Source organism: Paenibacillus sp. J22P15, from assembly GCF_056269345.1.
The window spans coordinates 83,102-98,032 of the sequence record NZ_JBWDNT010000003.1; the positions used below are offsets into that span (position 1 = coordinate 83,102).

Sequence of the window (14,931 nt, forward strand, 5' to 3'; positions counted from 1 at the left end):
AAATGATGACCAATTATCGTGTCAAATTGCTTGCAGTTAGATTTTGCCCATTATTCCCCTAATGTGCATCGAGATTGGATATGTTACGTTATTGTTGGTGATTGCTATGCTCTTAGAACCAATTAAACCAATGCTCCTTCATAAAAGAAGCGAGGATGTCCCAAACGGCAATTATATTCATCAAATGAAGTTTGATGGTCATCGCGCTTTATTGCACTTATCCGAAGATGGGTTCAAGATTTATACCCGACATGGGACGGATTGCACGAAACAATATCCCGAGCTGTTAGATGTCGAAATAAATGCCACAAGCGTTGTTTTAGACGGAGAAATGATCGCTTTTGATGAATCAGGCAAGCCATGCTTTGAATTTGTTATGGAGCGTTTTATGGCTCGTAGCGGTCAGAAGAAAAGTGCTACACCTGTTCATTTTGCAGCATTTGATCTTCTTTATATGAATGGCGAATCTGTGATGGATAAGCCGCTTTACAAAAGACTTGAGCAGCTAGACAATGTAGTCGTTCCAAGCAATGTCATTTCTGTTGTTCCAAGTTATGAGGATGGGGAAAATCTATTTTCACAAGTCAAAGCCATGGGTTTGGAAGGCATCGTATCCAAAAGACGCGAGAGCAAATATCGGATCGACTTCCGCTCCCAAGATTGGTTAAAAATAAAGAACTATTTGTACGAGACGGTGTCCATTGCTGCAATTCGTAAAGGCGATTTCGGTTGGAGTCTTATGAAAGATCAAAAGTATGTTGGGCTAACCGAGTTTGTTCCGCCGCAAGCGCGAAAAGCGTTCTCTGGCGTATACGAGCAACTGGTGACAGGCGAGGATAAGGATTGGATCTATCTCGACCCAAAGCTTTCGTGCCGAGTGAAGTTTCAGTGCTGGACAAGAAAAGGGCTCATGCGAAGTCCTAGTTTTGTAGAATTTGTCCTCTAACAAATAAAGCTGTGCTCCCTTGAGCGCAGCTTTATTTGTTTTTAGAATAATCCTTTTATATATTGACCAATCATCTTGCCGATGTGATCTTTCGCGTACTCCCGTGTAATGGCAAAGGCGCCGTTGTGACTACGGCATCTGTACGAGTATGACGCTACTCCATCGATGCGTTCGCCAGCGATAACGGTGATATTCGCCCGCTTCAGTTGTTGTTTTATTTCCTCTAAATCGGCTTGCATGCGACCAAGAACAATATCGGTCGCCTTGGTGAATAGGTCGCGAAGTAACCGTGCCTTCTCTTCGACCTGTCTGCGATTTTTCTCGGCTATCGTGTAAGCCATCGGAAGCAAAACAAAGTCATGCATCATCTGCAGCTCCTCACGTGACGCCGGAGGCGTTTCAGGCTTTAGCCCAGCTGCTTTTATGCGATCCCTCTGCATGAGCTCGATATACTGCTCGCGGTGTTCTGGAAGCATCATACGCGATGATTCCCATCGACCATTGCCATGAAGTTTCTTACTGTTCACGCTCATAACCACAAATCACCTCATGGTTATTGTATGAGAACATACGTTCTTTAGTCAAAGGATTTGTTCTTATCCTATCCGTTACTTCAATAAAATAGGGAGCAACGCGACGGCGTCCTGCTCCCTGTTTTAACTTATTCACCTACCATTCCGTCACCATCACGATCATCCATATATTTGTACAGCCAGTGGTCACTCATTATTGGCATACTATAACCGGCTGCCTTCGCTTCTTTAATCGTTACCTTTCCATTTCCGTTTGTATCGACACTAGAAAGATCCTCTGAACTGGTTGAATCAGAAGAATCACTGCCTGATAATCCAAGTGATTCATTTACTTCATCAGGATTCACGTTGTCAAATTTATCAACGATCACATTCCCCTTTAATGTATAGGTGTATTGATAACTTGAAGGAATTTGGGTCTTTGTATTCGGATAGGTGATAATCGCTTCAAAATTCGTTGCTCCGCCTGCTTTGCGTATCGTATCTTCCATATACGCTTGGTCACCATGCCGGTTAAGCGTGCTATCTTGCGGGGTAATATTATAGGCATTCGATACCCCTCCGAGAGAATCAGCAATTACATGCCCTTCATCTAAAACATCACTTTCAACACCAGGAACCTTTGCTTCGTCGGGGTAATACCTGCCAGATGATAATACCGGTTCGTTTTGGTCGTCTTGCAAAATAAGTTTATCGGCAATGACGCGCACTAATTGCCCATATTCATTGGTAAATGCCCAATATTCACGGTCTCCGTAACCAATGTCAACAACAACATTAGGTTCACGATGCCCAGACAAATCACCACCATCAACCTCGATAAGCTTGTATCCTAAAAACAATTCGTTATTTGGTTGTGTTGATGTTTCCTCTCCTACTGGTTCATCAACAACCGCTTTGACAGCTTCTCTTTTTTCACTATTTTTATTTGTTGTATCTGTGGTTACTTCTTGTGAATCTGTTTCTACATCTGTACTGGATGTATCTTCTAAATTGGTACAACCAACCATAAAAATGATCGTTAAAATTAAAATTAAATAGTTCATTTTCTTTTTCATTTTAGGACTCCTATAATTTCATACTGTTCATTCTAAAAACGACGACTTTAAATTTATCTTATCTTGTAAAAAAAGCAGCCGATCGTATGACCAGCTGCACAGGATCTTATTCAGCTAACGTTTCCCTGTTAGTTGAAGTGAGATTCTCTGTGTGAGTTGATTTTCTTTGCTGCCCAGAATCCTCCACCTACTAATCCTCCAACTATGAGACTACCACTCACCAACATCCACTGTTTGAACTCCGTATCTTTTTTTAAAGCTCGATCAACCATTCGTTCGATTCGATAATTCAACATTTCTCTTTCTTCTGGAGTTGAATTTGGATTCTTTATTTGGTCTGCAAAAATATCCATTGCTTTATCGATAGTGCTAAATACTCTTTTCTGTACTTTGCTACCTTCTTGAATGAATTTGGTAGATACTAATAAAGCAGGGGCAAATTTTTGTAAAATTTCAAGTTCTTCATCAGTCAATTTTGTTGTATCGTATTGGGTGCCTTTGAACTTTGTAATAGCATTTTCAATCGCATTGATTTCGCTCATTGAGTAGCCTCCTATTATATCCATTACTTTTCGTTATCTTTAATTTATCACTAATAATTTACTGAAACTACAAAAAGTTTTTTTCCATTAATCTGCCAGTTAGCTTAACGGTATCGGATCCTTCCAAAACGCTTCCCGCTTCGCATACACGAGCATACAGTTGCGCTTAATATATCGCTCACCGACGATAAAGACGATCTCTTCACGATCTCCGTTATCTACCGTTATTTCTTTGAAAGCGTCGATAGCGCCACTCCCAATGAGCTCGAAATCTTGAAAGACGAGCACAGACGTTTTTTCGATAACAGCCGTATGAATGTGTAGGTTTGTCATCAACTTGCGAAAGCCTAAGTGACGTGAGTTCAATCTTTTCTTTTTCCCCTGCATACCTTAACCCCACTTATATGTTTTTTAGTACCGAGTTTAAACGCTTGTCTCCGGATTATTTCCTTTATTTTACTATGTTAAAGAATAAATGGCGATACGAAAATATCCACCTATACGCGTGAATCGAATCTCCTTTTATATTCGCTCCAGCATATCTTAGTATGTGGAATTAGTATGTGGAAAGGAGATGATCTTTTTTGAAAGAGAAGAGGCGCCGCCAAGGCGTGCCAAAAGCGCATGTATCAGTAACGTATAAGAAATTAATGATGACGGTTCCAGAGGCTCCTGTGTCCGAAGCAATGCCAGAAAAAATGATTTTTTATGTGGATACAAGGTTTACGACAGCACCAATTAATCGTATTCGTACTTTGATTGCTGGCGTATTAGGCTTTTGGCGGGAGCATTATCAACAGGTAGATGAAATTGGAATTTCTAACTATCAAAAATGTGTTAACAAATATGCTAAATTTAATTTATCCCCCGTTTGGTTTGAAGGAAAACTTGCAAACGGCAGAGCAGCAGCATCTGTACAGATGGATAGCCTTACGACACAGATTGCGGCGAACGGTTTCGGTCGAGCCGGCAAAGCCTATATTATGTACCAGAAATCAGGCAGTTTTAATATTAGAGGGGTTAATGCCTCCTATCCAGAAACCAACTTATTAACCGTCACAATTAATGCGACTGAAATTAGCAACACTGGAATTGGTAATGCTACTATGATGGGTTCTCTTGCTCATGCCTGGCTACACCGCGGAGGCTATCGCCATCCGGCAGGTAAGTACACATTTTATTTTGCTGGCGAAGCCAGTATGTGCATGATGCGAGGAAATAAGGATAAACTTCCCGGACAAAGCGATAGCACGTTTACGAAGTATTTGGATTAACAAAGAAAGAACTGCCCAATTGCGCGGCAGTTCTTTCTTTGTTGCAAGCTGTTGTCAAATGCTAAACCTGATCTCCAGCCATGCTTGAACTGACGGAAATAGCTTCAACGCTTTTTCGATTTTGCCATTTACGAGCACAAAATACTCGTCATTAAACAAGTTGATCTTGATATCAATCGTATCCTCTCGCAGCACGATTCGAACATGAAAACGATGGAAACGCTCATAACTTCCGCCAATGCTGAGGATCCAATTCTTAAATGAAAGCAGCTGGCTGTCAAGTTCAGCCTTCGATGTTCCTTCGGACTTGAACACCATCAGGTTCTCCATAAAAGAGGGGATTACCGCATCTAACGATTCTCCCTCTTTAAACCTACGTCTCATCAACTTATTTAAGTTATCCGCTGCTGGCGCCTTCGATATCTTACTCATTGCTCTCCTCCATATGTCACGGCTCCGCTACGACATTGAGTTTGCGACTTTAATGATTATCCGTTTCATTTTAGCCGTACTTACCGCTTTCAAGCCCATACCAAGCGTATTCTCATTCATTCGAACTCCTCAGGATTATTTTGGCAAACTAAGTTTGCCACATACGAAATGATCCTATTCATTAACATTTAACAGCCCCCCGATACGTCGGGGGGCTGGCTAGCTATATATGGGATGAGGAGTCTGCTAATCGATCACCTCCTCTCCTTGTTCGAAAGTTTCTTCAATTCTTCATAGGCAAGTTCAAGTGTTCCGAAAACGTGTAAATCGTATGGCTCTCCGTAATTATCAGCGATCTGTTCCGCCTTATCGTTTATCGTTCTAATGAGTGCTATTTCATCACACGATGTAAAATGGATTAAATACCAGCATAGTGGTTCATCCTCAACTGGTCCGTCATCTTCATGGTCCATCAATTGATGCTCAATTGCGAATAAAGGGCACTCGAAATGTAAGCATGCACCCATGAACAATGGGCAGCTATTCGTGCAATAATGTTCAATTGAGCGTTTTATCCGCAGAAAAGTATCTTTCGGTATGGAAACTGTATCTTTCATTACTATCACCTTTATCTCATCATTCACCCGGGCTGACTATATCGTAATAGGCGCGGCACTACATCGTCAATCGCTAGATAGGGCAAGAAAAACGCATATTCTGAAGGGGAAATAAAATTAATACGAACATTTCAGCCATAAAGCTTGTTCTATTCCATTAAATTCAGAGCCTACATCATGGACAACTCCAAGCTTTGGCTTACTGTTTATTCTTAGTTAGTAATATGAAATTACTTGGGAATAAGAATTATGTCGAATTTAGTAGAGGATTATAGTAATATGAAATGGCTAATATTTCTATTTTATTAATTAAGCGCAAAGGAGAACTGCTTGGTGAAAAAATCAGTTGCTACAATAATAACCATAATCCTTTTATTTTCTATCCCTCAATTTACTTATGCGCAAATAAGCATCGGAAGGCATGTCTCGGCAGTAACAACAAGTGGTAATGTTGTAAGCTGGGGATTTGCCTATGCATTCGGTGATGGGCTTCTTTCTGATATAGGCGATAATAAAAAAGCGTCCATTTCGAATGTGAAGTCCTTGGCAGTCTGTAAAAATGGAGAAACACTAGCAGTAAAGAGAGACGGAGAGTGACGGAACAGTTTGGGAATTAGGGCGTCGATATGGAGGTCATGTTGACATCGATAATCCAGAAATTCCAACACCGAGAAAAATCAGTACATTGAAGAATATTAAAGCTATTTATACAGATCAGGATTCGGCATACTCCGTTGATTCTGCCGGAAAAGTCTGGCAGTGGGGTATAAACGTGATGAATACAAACCCAAGTAATCATTATTTTAAAAATCCAGTAATAAAATCAAATATAAAAAATGTGTCTACGGAGAGCAGAATTAAGGTGATGCAAGATGGCTACTTCATACTGTCAGAGGTAGATCCTGTAAGTTATAACGGTTCAATTTATCTTCACTCGAAAATGGTAAATAAAATCGTAGGTACGTCAATGAATTGGGATCCAACAAAAAAGGTAATTACATATAAGAAGAACGATAAATTAATAATAACAGCAACGGTAGACTCTAAATACATCCTTGTAAATGGTACAAGAAAAGAGCTTAACAATCCGGTAAGGATGATAAATGGTACGGTCATGGTCCCAAGCAATATACTAAAGATAGGTTTTAATACAAAGCTCATATGGAATTCATTCTATAGTATTTTATACCTAGGATTGGATGGGAAAGAACCTAAACAAGTTTATCAATTCTGGGAGAAGCCAATTGTTAATTCGGATGTGACTTTTTATGACGATATTCTGCGCAGCCTAAAATGGGATGATGATAATACATTCCACCTGAAAACACCATCAACAAATAAATATAAAATGACAGCTTCGTACTTAGAAAACGACAAGTCAGTTCAATTAGTTTTGGAGAATGGTAGATCATATTCCATGAAAATTGATGACGGAATTTATATTCAGTTTTTCGATTCCAATCAGCAACTTATTGATTATTTTTCAGTGGATACTAGGGAAAAGCTCGATTATGTTGGATATATAAATCAAATCCCTATTAAATATAGTAAAATCTTCACTGACAAACAGGGTAATATAATACCTCTTGAGTTATTGAATGAGAAGTATTCTCTTGATTAATGAGGTAAACCGAAATAACGTAAGCAACCAAAAGAATAATAAAGTAGCCACCTATACTGGTGGCTACTTTATTATTCTTCATATTCAATATTATAAGTTCGTCTAATGTATAAAAACCGATGTTTTGTTTTATGATCCTCCTTATCGAAAAGAACGGAAATATCCGGTTCATCAAAGTCTTCTATATTTATTGGGTTTTTCGCATGGGGGTTCAAAAGTATATACATGCCATCTAGCAATGATTCGTGATATTTTTTATGTGGAGTTGTTTCATGGATAGTATTCATAGCATATTTATTAAACCTTACTGTTTCAAAAAAAGTATGCTTATTTTTTTTATTTTGATAAGCTCTTACTTTTCCGATTGTTGCAATTGGATTGAAGATCACTGCGCTTAACATTTCATATTTTTTGTCATTAAACAAACCAATGTCAATTAATGACCCATTATGCTTAGTTGTTTTTGAACCATATTTTATTTCTGGTTCATTATTTACGTATTTCGCACTTTGCAGTCCATAAAGAACTCTAGAAATTGCAGCTGATTTTTGTTCATAAAACAATGGTTGTTCAAATGCACCTATTGCAAGAATAAAAGGTTTATCTTTTACATAATCCAATTGTTGATATTTAGTGAGGTACTTATTATCATATTTCTCGCGTATGCTTTGACTTATTCTTTCAGTAGCCATAGAAATAATTTCATCGTGTAATTTCTCTGCATCAGATTGAAATTTAATCTTTTGCATAACTTCCTCAAGTATATTAATTCGTTCATGTTCCGGGGTTTGCGATTGGGCATTTCGGGTAGTGACAGCTTCAATTATGTAATCACGTTTGTTTTTAGTTACTATAAAGTCCGGCGTTTCTTTAGTAAAGTCAAACTTAAAATTCATTTTGTCTAAACAAGCATATAGATAAATTTCCCAAAACGATGAATTAAATGTTTCTTGAAACTGCTTCACGATTTTGTTATCACGATCAACAAAACCTTTAGACCATTTTTGGATTACCTTTATTAAATCTTGATCATTCATAATTTGGAGAAAATTTGGATGAAGTCGATGATCAGGAATCTGAGGTTTAAAAAAATCTAGATCCAAAAAATATCACGCCTTTTATATTGGAATTGTTATGCTTGTTACATGTATTTCTTTTAGTGGATAAAAACAAAAATAATCATAAATAGAATATATTTCATGTTGTAATTTTTGTCTAGTCAATAGTGACCATTTTAACTACCTAATTTAAATAGGGGCAAATTGTAAGTTTTCTATTGCGTTATTGCCAAAATATGTGCAAAATCAGGAGATAGATAGTTTTGTCGAACTAGATTGGTTCGAGAAAGGTGAGACTAATGGTTGATATTTTATTTCCTGATAAGTGTACACTACGGTTATTCTCAAAAGTATGTCAATTGCTTGTGGAAAAACAAAACAATCTCGTACAAGCTAAAAATATTAAATTGGATTTAAGTCGTACTAAGTTTATTGATCCGTTTGGAATGGTAACTCTTCTTAGTATATGTAGACATTTTTATAACATATATGATGCTCATTCGATAATAGTTCTGCCAGAGGAGAATGCAGGCTCGTATATGGAACGGGCAGGATTTAATACATTGAATGATCACTTTATTGAGGTACAACGACCTAAGAAGAGCATCATGAATTTCCTGAAAAAAAATGAGAACATGGGCGTTCTAAGGTTTTTTCAATCTGAAGCAGACATTAAGAATATAAATGATGAATTCGAAAACTGGATGAGCAAAAACGGATATTCTGAATATGAAAAAAATAGCTTAACAACATTTGTTTCTGAAATGATACAGAATGTGTGTCAGCATAGTAAAACAAAACAATTTGGAGTAGTCTGTATCCAAGCATATACAAGTAGCAATGGTGATTCATTTCTATCGTGGGCTATAGGCGATTCCGGAATCGGTATCCGTCAAAGTTTAATTCAAGCAAAAGTCCAGGACATTGGTTTTATGTCAGATGAAAGGGCAATAAGAGAGGTGATTACGAAGGGAATATCGCGACATAAAGATGATATAACTCGTGGAAACGGTCTTTCCAGGTTATATCATGGAGCACAAAGAAGAGGGGCTTCTCTTTACATTCAGTCGAACTCGGGTTTATTCGGAATGGATTTTGACCAAAGTAAACATACAAAATTTGAAACGCAGATTCCTTTTTCTATTAATGGAACAAATATTGGCTTCTTTCTTCAAGGCAAGCACTTGACAAGCAATTAGGCAGTTCGGTATAGTAATGGTACAGCTTCACGGAAACAGATGAAGGAGAATGCATCATGGAACGCTTTGAAGTTAATATTGCAGAAATATATGGAGATAGCTTATGGGGAAGAGAACTGGGTAGATCGGTGCGCGACAGGATCCTAGAAGATTTTTCGAAACAGTCCAAGAGGGCTTTGTTATTGAATTTTTCAGGTGTAAACCGTATTGATTTTTCATGTGCAAGTGAGATTGTATCTATTCTCATCTTACGATTAGCTGGAGAGTTAAAAGGGAATCATGTTTTGCTGTACGGTTTGAGTCAATTTGTTGAAGAGAATGTAGATGCTGCATTACATAAAGCAGAATTGTGCGGTTTAATTGTTGAGGAAGATGGCAAATGGAGAATGATTGGAAAATATAGCGATACGTTGCAACAAACGCTATCAAAAGTAATCGAGATTGGACAAGCAGATACGCCAACTCTCGCTGCGGCGTTAAACATTGCAGTAACGAGCTGCAACAATCGTTTAAAAACATTAGTTACACTTGGTATGGTAGGAAGAGAAGAGCAGACATCTCCAACAGGTGGGAAACAATTTATATATAAATCAATAATCTAATTTTTTTATAGTCTGATTCATCTGATAAAATGAAACAGGAAAAACAAATGAAGCTGGAAAGGAGGTGAGATTACATGGGTTACTCATATAGGAGCAATTCAGGATTCAGGATTTTTAATGGTTTAATCGGTTTGATACTATCCTTTTGTGTTGTTATTTGGATAGCCATTCCGACTTTTACAAACACATTTAATAATACTTTTGCAGTTAGTGTGACGAAAAAAAATACAGCGAAAGTAGTGGAGGTTCTATCAGATGAACGTGCGATCGTTCAATGGAAGGAAAGAAAGCTTTTTGTTTCGAATACTGACACCATTAGACAGATTCAAATCGACATAGCAAAATATCGTTTCGTGAAAGCTGGCGATACGTTTGATATAGCGGTTACTTCACCAGGGGCGCTTTACCAATATGGAAATACCAAAAATGAAACAGTCGAAGTAAAAGAACGAAATTTAAGTAAGTTGACGTATGTATGGCGTTTAACCAAGTATCAAATCACTAATTGGCTTTAACTAAGGAGGTTCTATTTTGGGGATGCAATACAAAATTCTCTCCATCGATGGCGGAGGAATAAAAGGCTTATATTCAGCAGTGATTTTAGATCAATTTGAAAAAAAGTATGGTCCAATTCATCAGCATTTTAATCTTATCTGCGGCACTTCAACGGGAGGAATTATAGCATTGGCATTAGCTGCAGGAATTCCTGCCTCACAGATCGTGGCGTTTTATAAAGAGAAAGGACCGAAGATTTTTCCTTACATGGCATCATGGAGGAGAAAAATTCATGGATTTAAAGCGGTATTGTTTTTCTCTAAATATAAAAATAAACAGCTGAGAGCTGCTTTGGAAGAAGTATTCCAAAATAAGAAAATTAAAGATTGTTTCTCAGATGTTATTATTCCATCGGTTAATATTACTACCGGCAAGCCGTATGTATTTAAATCCGATTATTTACCTAAATACACGAGGGACAGTGAGCGTTCGTTAGTTGAAGTAGCGCTTGCTACATCCGCAGCTCCAACATATTTTCCCATTGTTAATCTTATGACAAATGAAGGTTTGCAGCAGTTCGTTGATGGAGGATTGTATGCTAATAATCCAGCCTTATACGGGATTCAAGAGTTTTTAGCGAATAAAGAAGCAATAGGGTATTCGGATTATCGATTATTATCGGTATCCTCGCTCCACGAAGGAACAGCTATACCTATTGCGAAGAAGATTCGCAAGCCATTCTGGGGCTGGAAAGAACAGTTGATTTCTTTGATGATAGATTCGCAAAGCGTAGCAACTCACTTTCATATCGAGTATTTACGAAAGTTTGCTGGCGGCGATTACACTCGTATTCCAAGTGCAAAATTATCAGAAAAAGAAAAGAAATTTATCGAGTTAGATTTTGCTCACAAAAACTCTATTGATGTGATGATCAGTAAAGGTGAGCAAATGGCGACAGAATGGATTAATGAAGATGAAATTTTACTATTCTTTAATAACAAAACAGAGGAGGCGTCAGCCTAATGTCTAATTGCAATGATTTATTCACAGAGTTTCATGGGAAGATCTATCTTACGGCAGAGAAGAAAAAAAGTCTTCGTACATCCAGAAATGCTATTCGGGATAAGATCAAAAAGTATTTTAAGGACGAGCTCGGCTTAACCGAACCCAAGTTCTATGGTCAAGGCTCCTATATGATGAATACAACTGTCGTACCTATAGATGGTGAGTTTGATATCGATGACGGAGTTTACCTTGAACATTTAAAAAGTAAGGATGAAAAAGATTGGGCAACTCCAACTACAGTTCATAATTGGATTTTAAAAGCTGTAGAGGGGCACACTTCTACTTCTCCCGTCGATAAAAACACCTGTGTACGAGTAATTTATAAAAATAATTATCATGTCGATCTTCCTGTTTATGTGAAGAATGGTGATCATCCCAAATTAGCTCATAAGTCAAAGGGCTGGATTGATAGCGATCCGAAGGAATTGACAAAATGGTTCAACGATGAGGTTGTGACTAAAGGAGATCAACTGAAAAAAATCGTTCGCTACTTTAAAGCATGGAAAGACTTCAAAGACGGTGACACCAAATTGCCAAGTGGCATGGTGCTTACAATTTTGGCGGCGAATCACTTTGCATCAGATTATCGAAACGATGATGACAGAGCCTTTGTTGAAACGGCACGAGCAATCCATAAGGCTTTAAATGACTCATTTTCACTTGTCCGTCCGGTATTTCCAAGTGAAGAATTAATAAATGATTGGTCAGATACTAAAAAAGAAAACTTCCTTTCCAAGCTCGATAGCCTTATTAAGAAAGGTGATCAGGCGATAACGGAGACTGATAAAACAAAAGCATCAAAAAAATGGATTGAAGTGTTCGGTGATCGGTTCCCAGAGTACGAAGCACCTAAGGCACAATTAAGTACAGCATTCAAATCCACGGCTCCAGCGATCTTGGGTAATCATGGACGATCAGCTTAGATTACTCAACTTTTATGATGAAGTGCTACGAAAAGTAGCACTTCATCTTGTCGAAATGCACGGTGCCGATGAAGTCGAAGTTAAGGACAGAAACAAATATTCTGGTGCTTTTAATATAAAAAAAGACGATCAAGTTATTACTTTATTATTTCCATTTCAATTTCCGGATGTCTTTCCGAAGGTGTTTATTCCTGATCCGTATTTCACTCGTCTTTACCCGATACCACACTTGGATATTGATCATTTTCTTTGTATTTATGATTCGGAAGAAGCGCATCCGAATCCGGAAAATCCATATGGTGTTGTAGACGCTGTTATTGAACGAGCTTTCTTTCTAATTAATGCAGGTAGAAAGAGGGAGAATATCAGTGATTACACAGACGAGTTTGATTCATATTGGCGGCTGCATGGCAATGGTAACATATTATCATTAATTGAAATTACGGACTGTGCTAAGGAAATCACCTTGATAGGAACTGATCTGCCAAACATAGGGCATAGATACTTAGCTGTGGATACAGTTGCGGATGGAATTAGGTGGATTAAACAAGCCGGTGGAGAAGATTTGGGAGAACGTAGAAAATCGATTTATCTACCTTTAAAATCATTGGGCATTCCGCCGTTCCCAAGTACAAATAATGCAATTTTAAAACAATTGCGATTAAGCAGCCCGGATGTCATAAACCCTTTATATGATTATCTAGATAAGGTCTCTCGACCCTCATTAGTGATGTTTTCAATTTCTACGACTAATGGGCATATGCTCGGAGCTTGGGAACATCAAAAGCCAGAACAAATAAAAGCGAATGCTTACTTACCTAAACGTAAATATCAGTCAGCTCTAAATGGCTTTCGTAAAGGGCATAAAAATGCGCGAATGGAACTTAACCACTTTGGTCTTGTAAATATTAAAAAGTATTCTGTTACTCGTGTTGACCGGAATAGATTATTAAACCGCGGCGGTGACGGAACCCATATGCATTCATCCAGGGTGGGTATTGTTGGGTGTGGTTCTGTTGGCAGTCATATCGCCAACTCTTTAGGTGATTTAGGCATAAATGAACTATTCCTAATAGATAAAGATATTTTGAATTTTGAAAATGTAGCAAGACATCTTTGTGGAGCTTCTTACGTGGGGAAAAATAAAGTAGATGCAGTCAATGAGTATCTTTCTTCTCATTTCCCACACAGTAAACACACTTCATACCATGAGGACATACTGAATATCTTACGTTATAATGAAACATTTCTTAATCGCTGTGATCTAACTATTGTTGCGACGGCGCACCCATCAACAGAGTTTCGTTTAGATAAACTACAGAAGTGTGGAATTATTGAGACCCCATTACTTTATGTTTGGGTAGAGCCATATTTAGCCGGTGCTCATGCGGTGTATATTAACCCCAAAAATCAAGGTCAATTTAGAGATCTGTTTGATGAAGATAACAGATTTAAATATTGTATTTTAAAACCGGGACAGTACACAGTTAGAGAAGCAGGTTGTCAAAGCACTTATGCTCCTTACAGCGTTTTTGAGGTTAAAAGATTTGTCTATGAGCTGATGTCATATGTCCATAGAGAGATTCTAAATGGCGATAATAACGACAATATAATTTTTAGCTGGTTAGGAAATGCATCTTTGCAGAAGTCTAATGGGCGCGGGGTCGAAGAGAGATGGAATGGTATGAACGATTACAGCGTTTTGGTGACGAGAGTTGCTGATACTACTGAAGCTGAGGTAATGCAAGTATGATCAAGTATTATTTTGAAGACAGAGAGATACACATCTTGCAGTCAGTTGTTGATACTTTTGATTGTTATCGTCAAAATACCGCCCGGCAACACGAGTCGGGCGGTATTTTACTTGGTCGAATTTATTCAGAAAAAATTGTGATAGAGAAAGCGAGTGTCCCCAATAAGAATGACAAGTCAGGACGGTATTTTTTTGAGCGAAATGTGAAAGCAGCGCAGAAAATTGTAAATGACCATTGGAAGGAATCAAGTGGTGAAGTTGTTTATCTTGGTGAGTGGCACACACACCCTGAAAACAATCCGAAACCTTCACTCATCGACAAGAAGCTACTCTCGAGTATGTTAAAAGATACAAAAATGGAAATTGAATTTCTTATTATGATCATTGTTGGTACGACAGATTATTTTGTTGCAGTTCAGAGAGGAAAGGATGATTTGACAAGGCTTACTTCAATAAATGAATAAATAATTAAAATCACTTGTTATTATTAATACGTGATTTTAATTATTTTAAACGGAAGTTCTGATAATAATCAGAACTTCCGTTTTTAGTTATCATGCAATTGTATCTAGGTTTCTTGTTATTTATATCTTTTTTTGAATTTAAAAATAATGAAAGTAATCTCGATTGTTACAAATGATGCTGATAAATAGGCAGGTAATGATTGAAACAGAATAACAATCATCATTAGAGAAACTAAAAAAATTGTTATAAAAATATAAATCAATCTAAACTCAAAACGATGATTTAAAGCTTCGTTATGTAAAGAGAGCAATGAATTCAAATAGAGTTGGAATAAATAAATATAAATCT

At 37.6% G+C, this 14,931-nt stretch carries 18 protein-coding genes; 11 read left to right on the plus strand and 7 right to left on the minus strand.

Features of this window, described 5'->3' with window-relative positions:
* The first annotated feature begins 106 nt into the window (after positions 1-106).
* Positions 107-946: an ATP-dependent DNA ligase gene (locus AC0YN6_RS08650; RefSeq protein ID WP_475746357.1), complete on the plus strand. Its 840-nt coding sequence runs from the start codon at positions 107-109 to the stop codon at positions 944-946.
* Positions 947-987: 41 nt separating this feature from the next.
* Here AC0YN6_RS08650 and AC0YN6_RS08655 read toward each other — a convergent pair whose 3' ends face one another.
* The 4 genes from AC0YN6_RS08655 to AC0YN6_RS08670 form a co-directional block, all read right to left on the minus strand.
* Positions 988-1,479 (minus strand): YhjD family protein, encoded by a 492-nt coding sequence (locus AC0YN6_RS08655; protein ID WP_475746358.1) that lies wholly within the window; start codon positions 1,477-1,479, stop codon positions 988-990.
* A gap of 128 nt (positions 1,480-1,607) precedes the next feature.
* On the minus strand, positions 1,608-2,537 hold the full coding sequence (locus AC0YN6_RS08660; protein WP_475746359.1) for a DNA/RNA non-specific endonuclease: 930 nt from the start codon (positions 2,535-2,537) through the stop codon (positions 1,608-1,610).
* Between the two features lie 128 nt (positions 2,538-2,665).
* On the minus strand, positions 2,666-3,079 hold the full coding sequence (locus AC0YN6_RS08665; protein ID WP_475746360.1) for a hypothetical protein: 414 nt from the start codon (positions 3,077-3,079) through the stop codon (positions 2,666-2,668).
* A gap of 99 nt (positions 3,080-3,178) precedes the next feature.
* The gene (locus tag AC0YN6_RS08670; protein WP_475746361.1) at positions 3,179-3,445 is read right to left on the minus strand and encodes a hypothetical protein; all 267 of its coding nucleotides are present in this window, start codon (positions 3,443-3,445) and stop codon (positions 3,179-3,181) included.
* 218 nt (positions 3,446-3,663) lie between these two features.
* Here AC0YN6_RS08670 and AC0YN6_RS08675 point away from each other — a divergent pair, with 218 nt between their 5' ends.
* Complete coding sequence (locus tag AC0YN6_RS08675) at positions 3,664-4,353, plus strand: hypothetical protein (RefSeq protein ID WP_475746362.1); 690 nt, start codon at positions 3,664-3,666, stop codon at positions 4,351-4,353.
* Positions 4,354-4,407: 54 nt separating this feature from the next.
* Here the strand turns inward: AC0YN6_RS08675 and AC0YN6_RS08680 are convergent, their stop codons facing one another.
* The gene (locus AC0YN6_RS08680; protein WP_475746363.1) at positions 4,408-4,785 is read right to left on the minus strand and encodes a hypothetical protein; all 378 of its coding nucleotides are present in this window, start codon (positions 4,783-4,785) and stop codon (positions 4,408-4,410) included.
* 254 nt (positions 4,786-5,039) lie between these two features.
* A complete protein-coding gene (locus AC0YN6_RS08685) occupies positions 5,040-5,402 on the minus strand; it encodes a hypothetical protein (protein ID WP_475746364.1) in 363 nt (120 codons plus the stop codon).
* Between the two features lie 333 nt (positions 5,403-5,735).
* On the opposite strand from AC0YN6_RS08685, the gene AC0YN6_RS08690 reads away from it, so the two are divergent.
* Together AC0YN6_RS08690 and AC0YN6_RS08695 are read left to right on the plus strand one after the other, a co-directional pair.
* A complete protein-coding gene (locus tag AC0YN6_RS08690) occupies positions 5,736-5,999 on the plus strand; it encodes a hypothetical protein (protein ID WP_475746366.1) in 264 nt (87 codons plus the stop codon).
* A gap of 88 nt (positions 6,000-6,087) precedes the next feature.
* On the plus strand, positions 6,088-7,023 hold the full coding sequence (locus AC0YN6_RS08695; RefSeq protein ID WP_475746367.1) for a copper amine oxidase N-terminal domain-containing protein: 936 nt from the start codon (positions 6,088-6,090) through the stop codon (positions 7,021-7,023).
* A 71-nt stretch (positions 7,024-7,094) separates the two neighbouring features.
* Here the strand turns inward: AC0YN6_RS08695 and AC0YN6_RS08700 are convergent, their stop codons facing one another.
* The gene (locus tag AC0YN6_RS08700) at positions 7,095-8,126 is read right to left on the minus strand and encodes a hypothetical protein (protein ID WP_475746368.1); all 1,032 of its coding nucleotides are present in this window, start codon (positions 8,124-8,126) and stop codon (positions 7,095-7,097) included.
* A gap of 254 nt (positions 8,127-8,380) precedes the next feature.
* Between AC0YN6_RS08700 and AC0YN6_RS08705 the strand changes: the two genes are divergently transcribed.
* The 7 genes from AC0YN6_RS08705 to AC0YN6_RS08735 all read left to right on the plus strand — a co-directional run bounded on the left by AC0YN6_RS08705 (position 8,381) and on the right by AC0YN6_RS08735 (position 14,582).
* Positions 8,381-9,280 (plus strand): hypothetical protein, encoded by a 900-nt coding sequence (locus tag AC0YN6_RS08705; protein WP_475746369.1) that lies wholly within the window; start codon positions 8,381-8,383, stop codon positions 9,278-9,280.
* 56 nt (positions 9,281-9,336) lie between these two features.
* A complete protein-coding gene (locus AC0YN6_RS08710) occupies positions 9,337-9,882 on the plus strand; it encodes a hypothetical protein (protein ID WP_475746370.1) in 546 nt (181 codons plus the stop codon).
* A gap of 74 nt (positions 9,883-9,956) precedes the next feature.
* Positions 9,957-10,397 carry a hypothetical protein gene (locus AC0YN6_RS08715; protein WP_475746371.1) on the plus strand — a complete coding sequence of 147 codons (441 nt, stop codon included), beginning with the start codon at positions 9,957-9,959 and terminating at the stop codon, positions 10,395-10,397.
* 22 nt (positions 10,398-10,419) lie between these two features.
* Positions 10,420-11,400, plus strand: a complete 981-nt coding sequence (locus tag AC0YN6_RS08720) for a CBASS cGAMP-activated phospholipase (RefSeq protein WP_475746845.1) — start codon at positions 10,420-10,422, stop codon at positions 11,398-11,400.
* On the plus strand, positions 11,400-12,365 hold the full coding sequence (locus AC0YN6_RS08725; protein ID WP_475746372.1) for a CBASS cGAMP synthase: 966 nt from the start codon (positions 11,400-11,402) through the stop codon (positions 12,363-12,365). Before AC0YN6_RS08720 ends, AC0YN6_RS08725 begins: the two co-directional genes overlap by 1 nt.
* The gene (locus AC0YN6_RS08730; RefSeq protein WP_475746374.1) at positions 12,349-14,118 is read left to right on the plus strand and encodes a ThiF family adenylyltransferase; all 1,770 of its coding nucleotides are present in this window, start codon (positions 12,349-12,351) and stop codon (positions 14,116-14,118) included. The genes AC0YN6_RS08725 and AC0YN6_RS08730 overlap by 17 nt, the downstream gene beginning before the upstream one ends.
* Positions 14,115-14,582, plus strand: a complete 468-nt coding sequence (locus tag AC0YN6_RS08735; protein WP_475746375.1) for a Mov34/MPN/PAD-1 family protein — start codon at positions 14,115-14,117, stop codon at positions 14,580-14,582. The genes AC0YN6_RS08730 and AC0YN6_RS08735 overlap by 4 nt, the downstream gene beginning before the upstream one ends.
* The last annotated feature ends 349 nt before the right edge of the window (positions 14,583-14,931 follow it).

Bases quoted from the DNA above. Each gene is read 5' to 3' on its own strand.
- AC0YN6_RS08650 (WP_475746357.1), top strand. From the start codon at position 107: ATGCTCTTAGAACCAATTAAACCAATGCTCCTTCATAAAAGAAGCGAG.
- AC0YN6_RS08655 (WP_475746358.1), bottom strand. From the start codon at position 1,479: ATGAGCGTGAACAGTAAGAAACTTCATGGCAATGGTCGATGGGAATCA.
- AC0YN6_RS08660 (WP_475746359.1), bottom strand. From the start codon at position 2,537: ATGAAAAAGAAAATGAACTATTTAATTTTAATTTTAACGATCATTTTT.
- AC0YN6_RS08665 (WP_475746360.1), bottom strand. From the start codon at position 3,079: ATGAGCGAAATCAATGCGATTGAAAATGCTATTACAAAGTTCAAAGGC.
- AC0YN6_RS08680 (WP_475746363.1), bottom strand. From the start codon at position 4,785: ATGAGTAAGATATCGAAGGCGCCAGCAGCGGATAACTTAAATAAGTTG.
- AC0YN6_RS08685 (WP_475746364.1), bottom strand. From the start codon at position 5,402: ATGAAAGATACAGTTTCCATACCGAAAGATACTTTTCTGCGGATAAAA.
- AC0YN6_RS08705 (WP_475746369.1), top strand. From the start codon at position 8,381: ATGGTTGATATTTTATTTCCTGATAAGTGTACACTACGGTTATTCTCA.
- AC0YN6_RS08710 (WP_475746370.1), top strand. From the start codon at position 9,337: ATGGAACGCTTTGAAGTTAATATTGCAGAAATATATGGAGATAGCTTA.
- AC0YN6_RS08715 (WP_475746371.1), top strand. From the start codon at position 9,957: ATGGGTTACTCATATAGGAGCAATTCAGGATTCAGGATTTTTAATGGT.
- AC0YN6_RS08720 (WP_475746845.1), top strand. From the start codon at position 10,420: ATGCAATACAAAATTCTCTCCATCGATGGCGGAGGAATAAAAGGCTTA.
- AC0YN6_RS08725 (WP_475746372.1), top strand. From the start codon at position 11,400: ATGTCTAATTGCAATGATTTATTCACAGAGTTTCATGGGAAGATCTAT.
- AC0YN6_RS08730 (WP_475746374.1), top strand. From the start codon at position 12,349: ATGGACGATCAGCTTAGATTACTCAACTTTTATGATGAAGTGCTACGA.
- AC0YN6_RS08735 (WP_475746375.1), top strand. From the start codon at position 14,115: ATGATCAAGTATTATTTTGAAGACAGAGAGATACACATCTTGCAGTCA.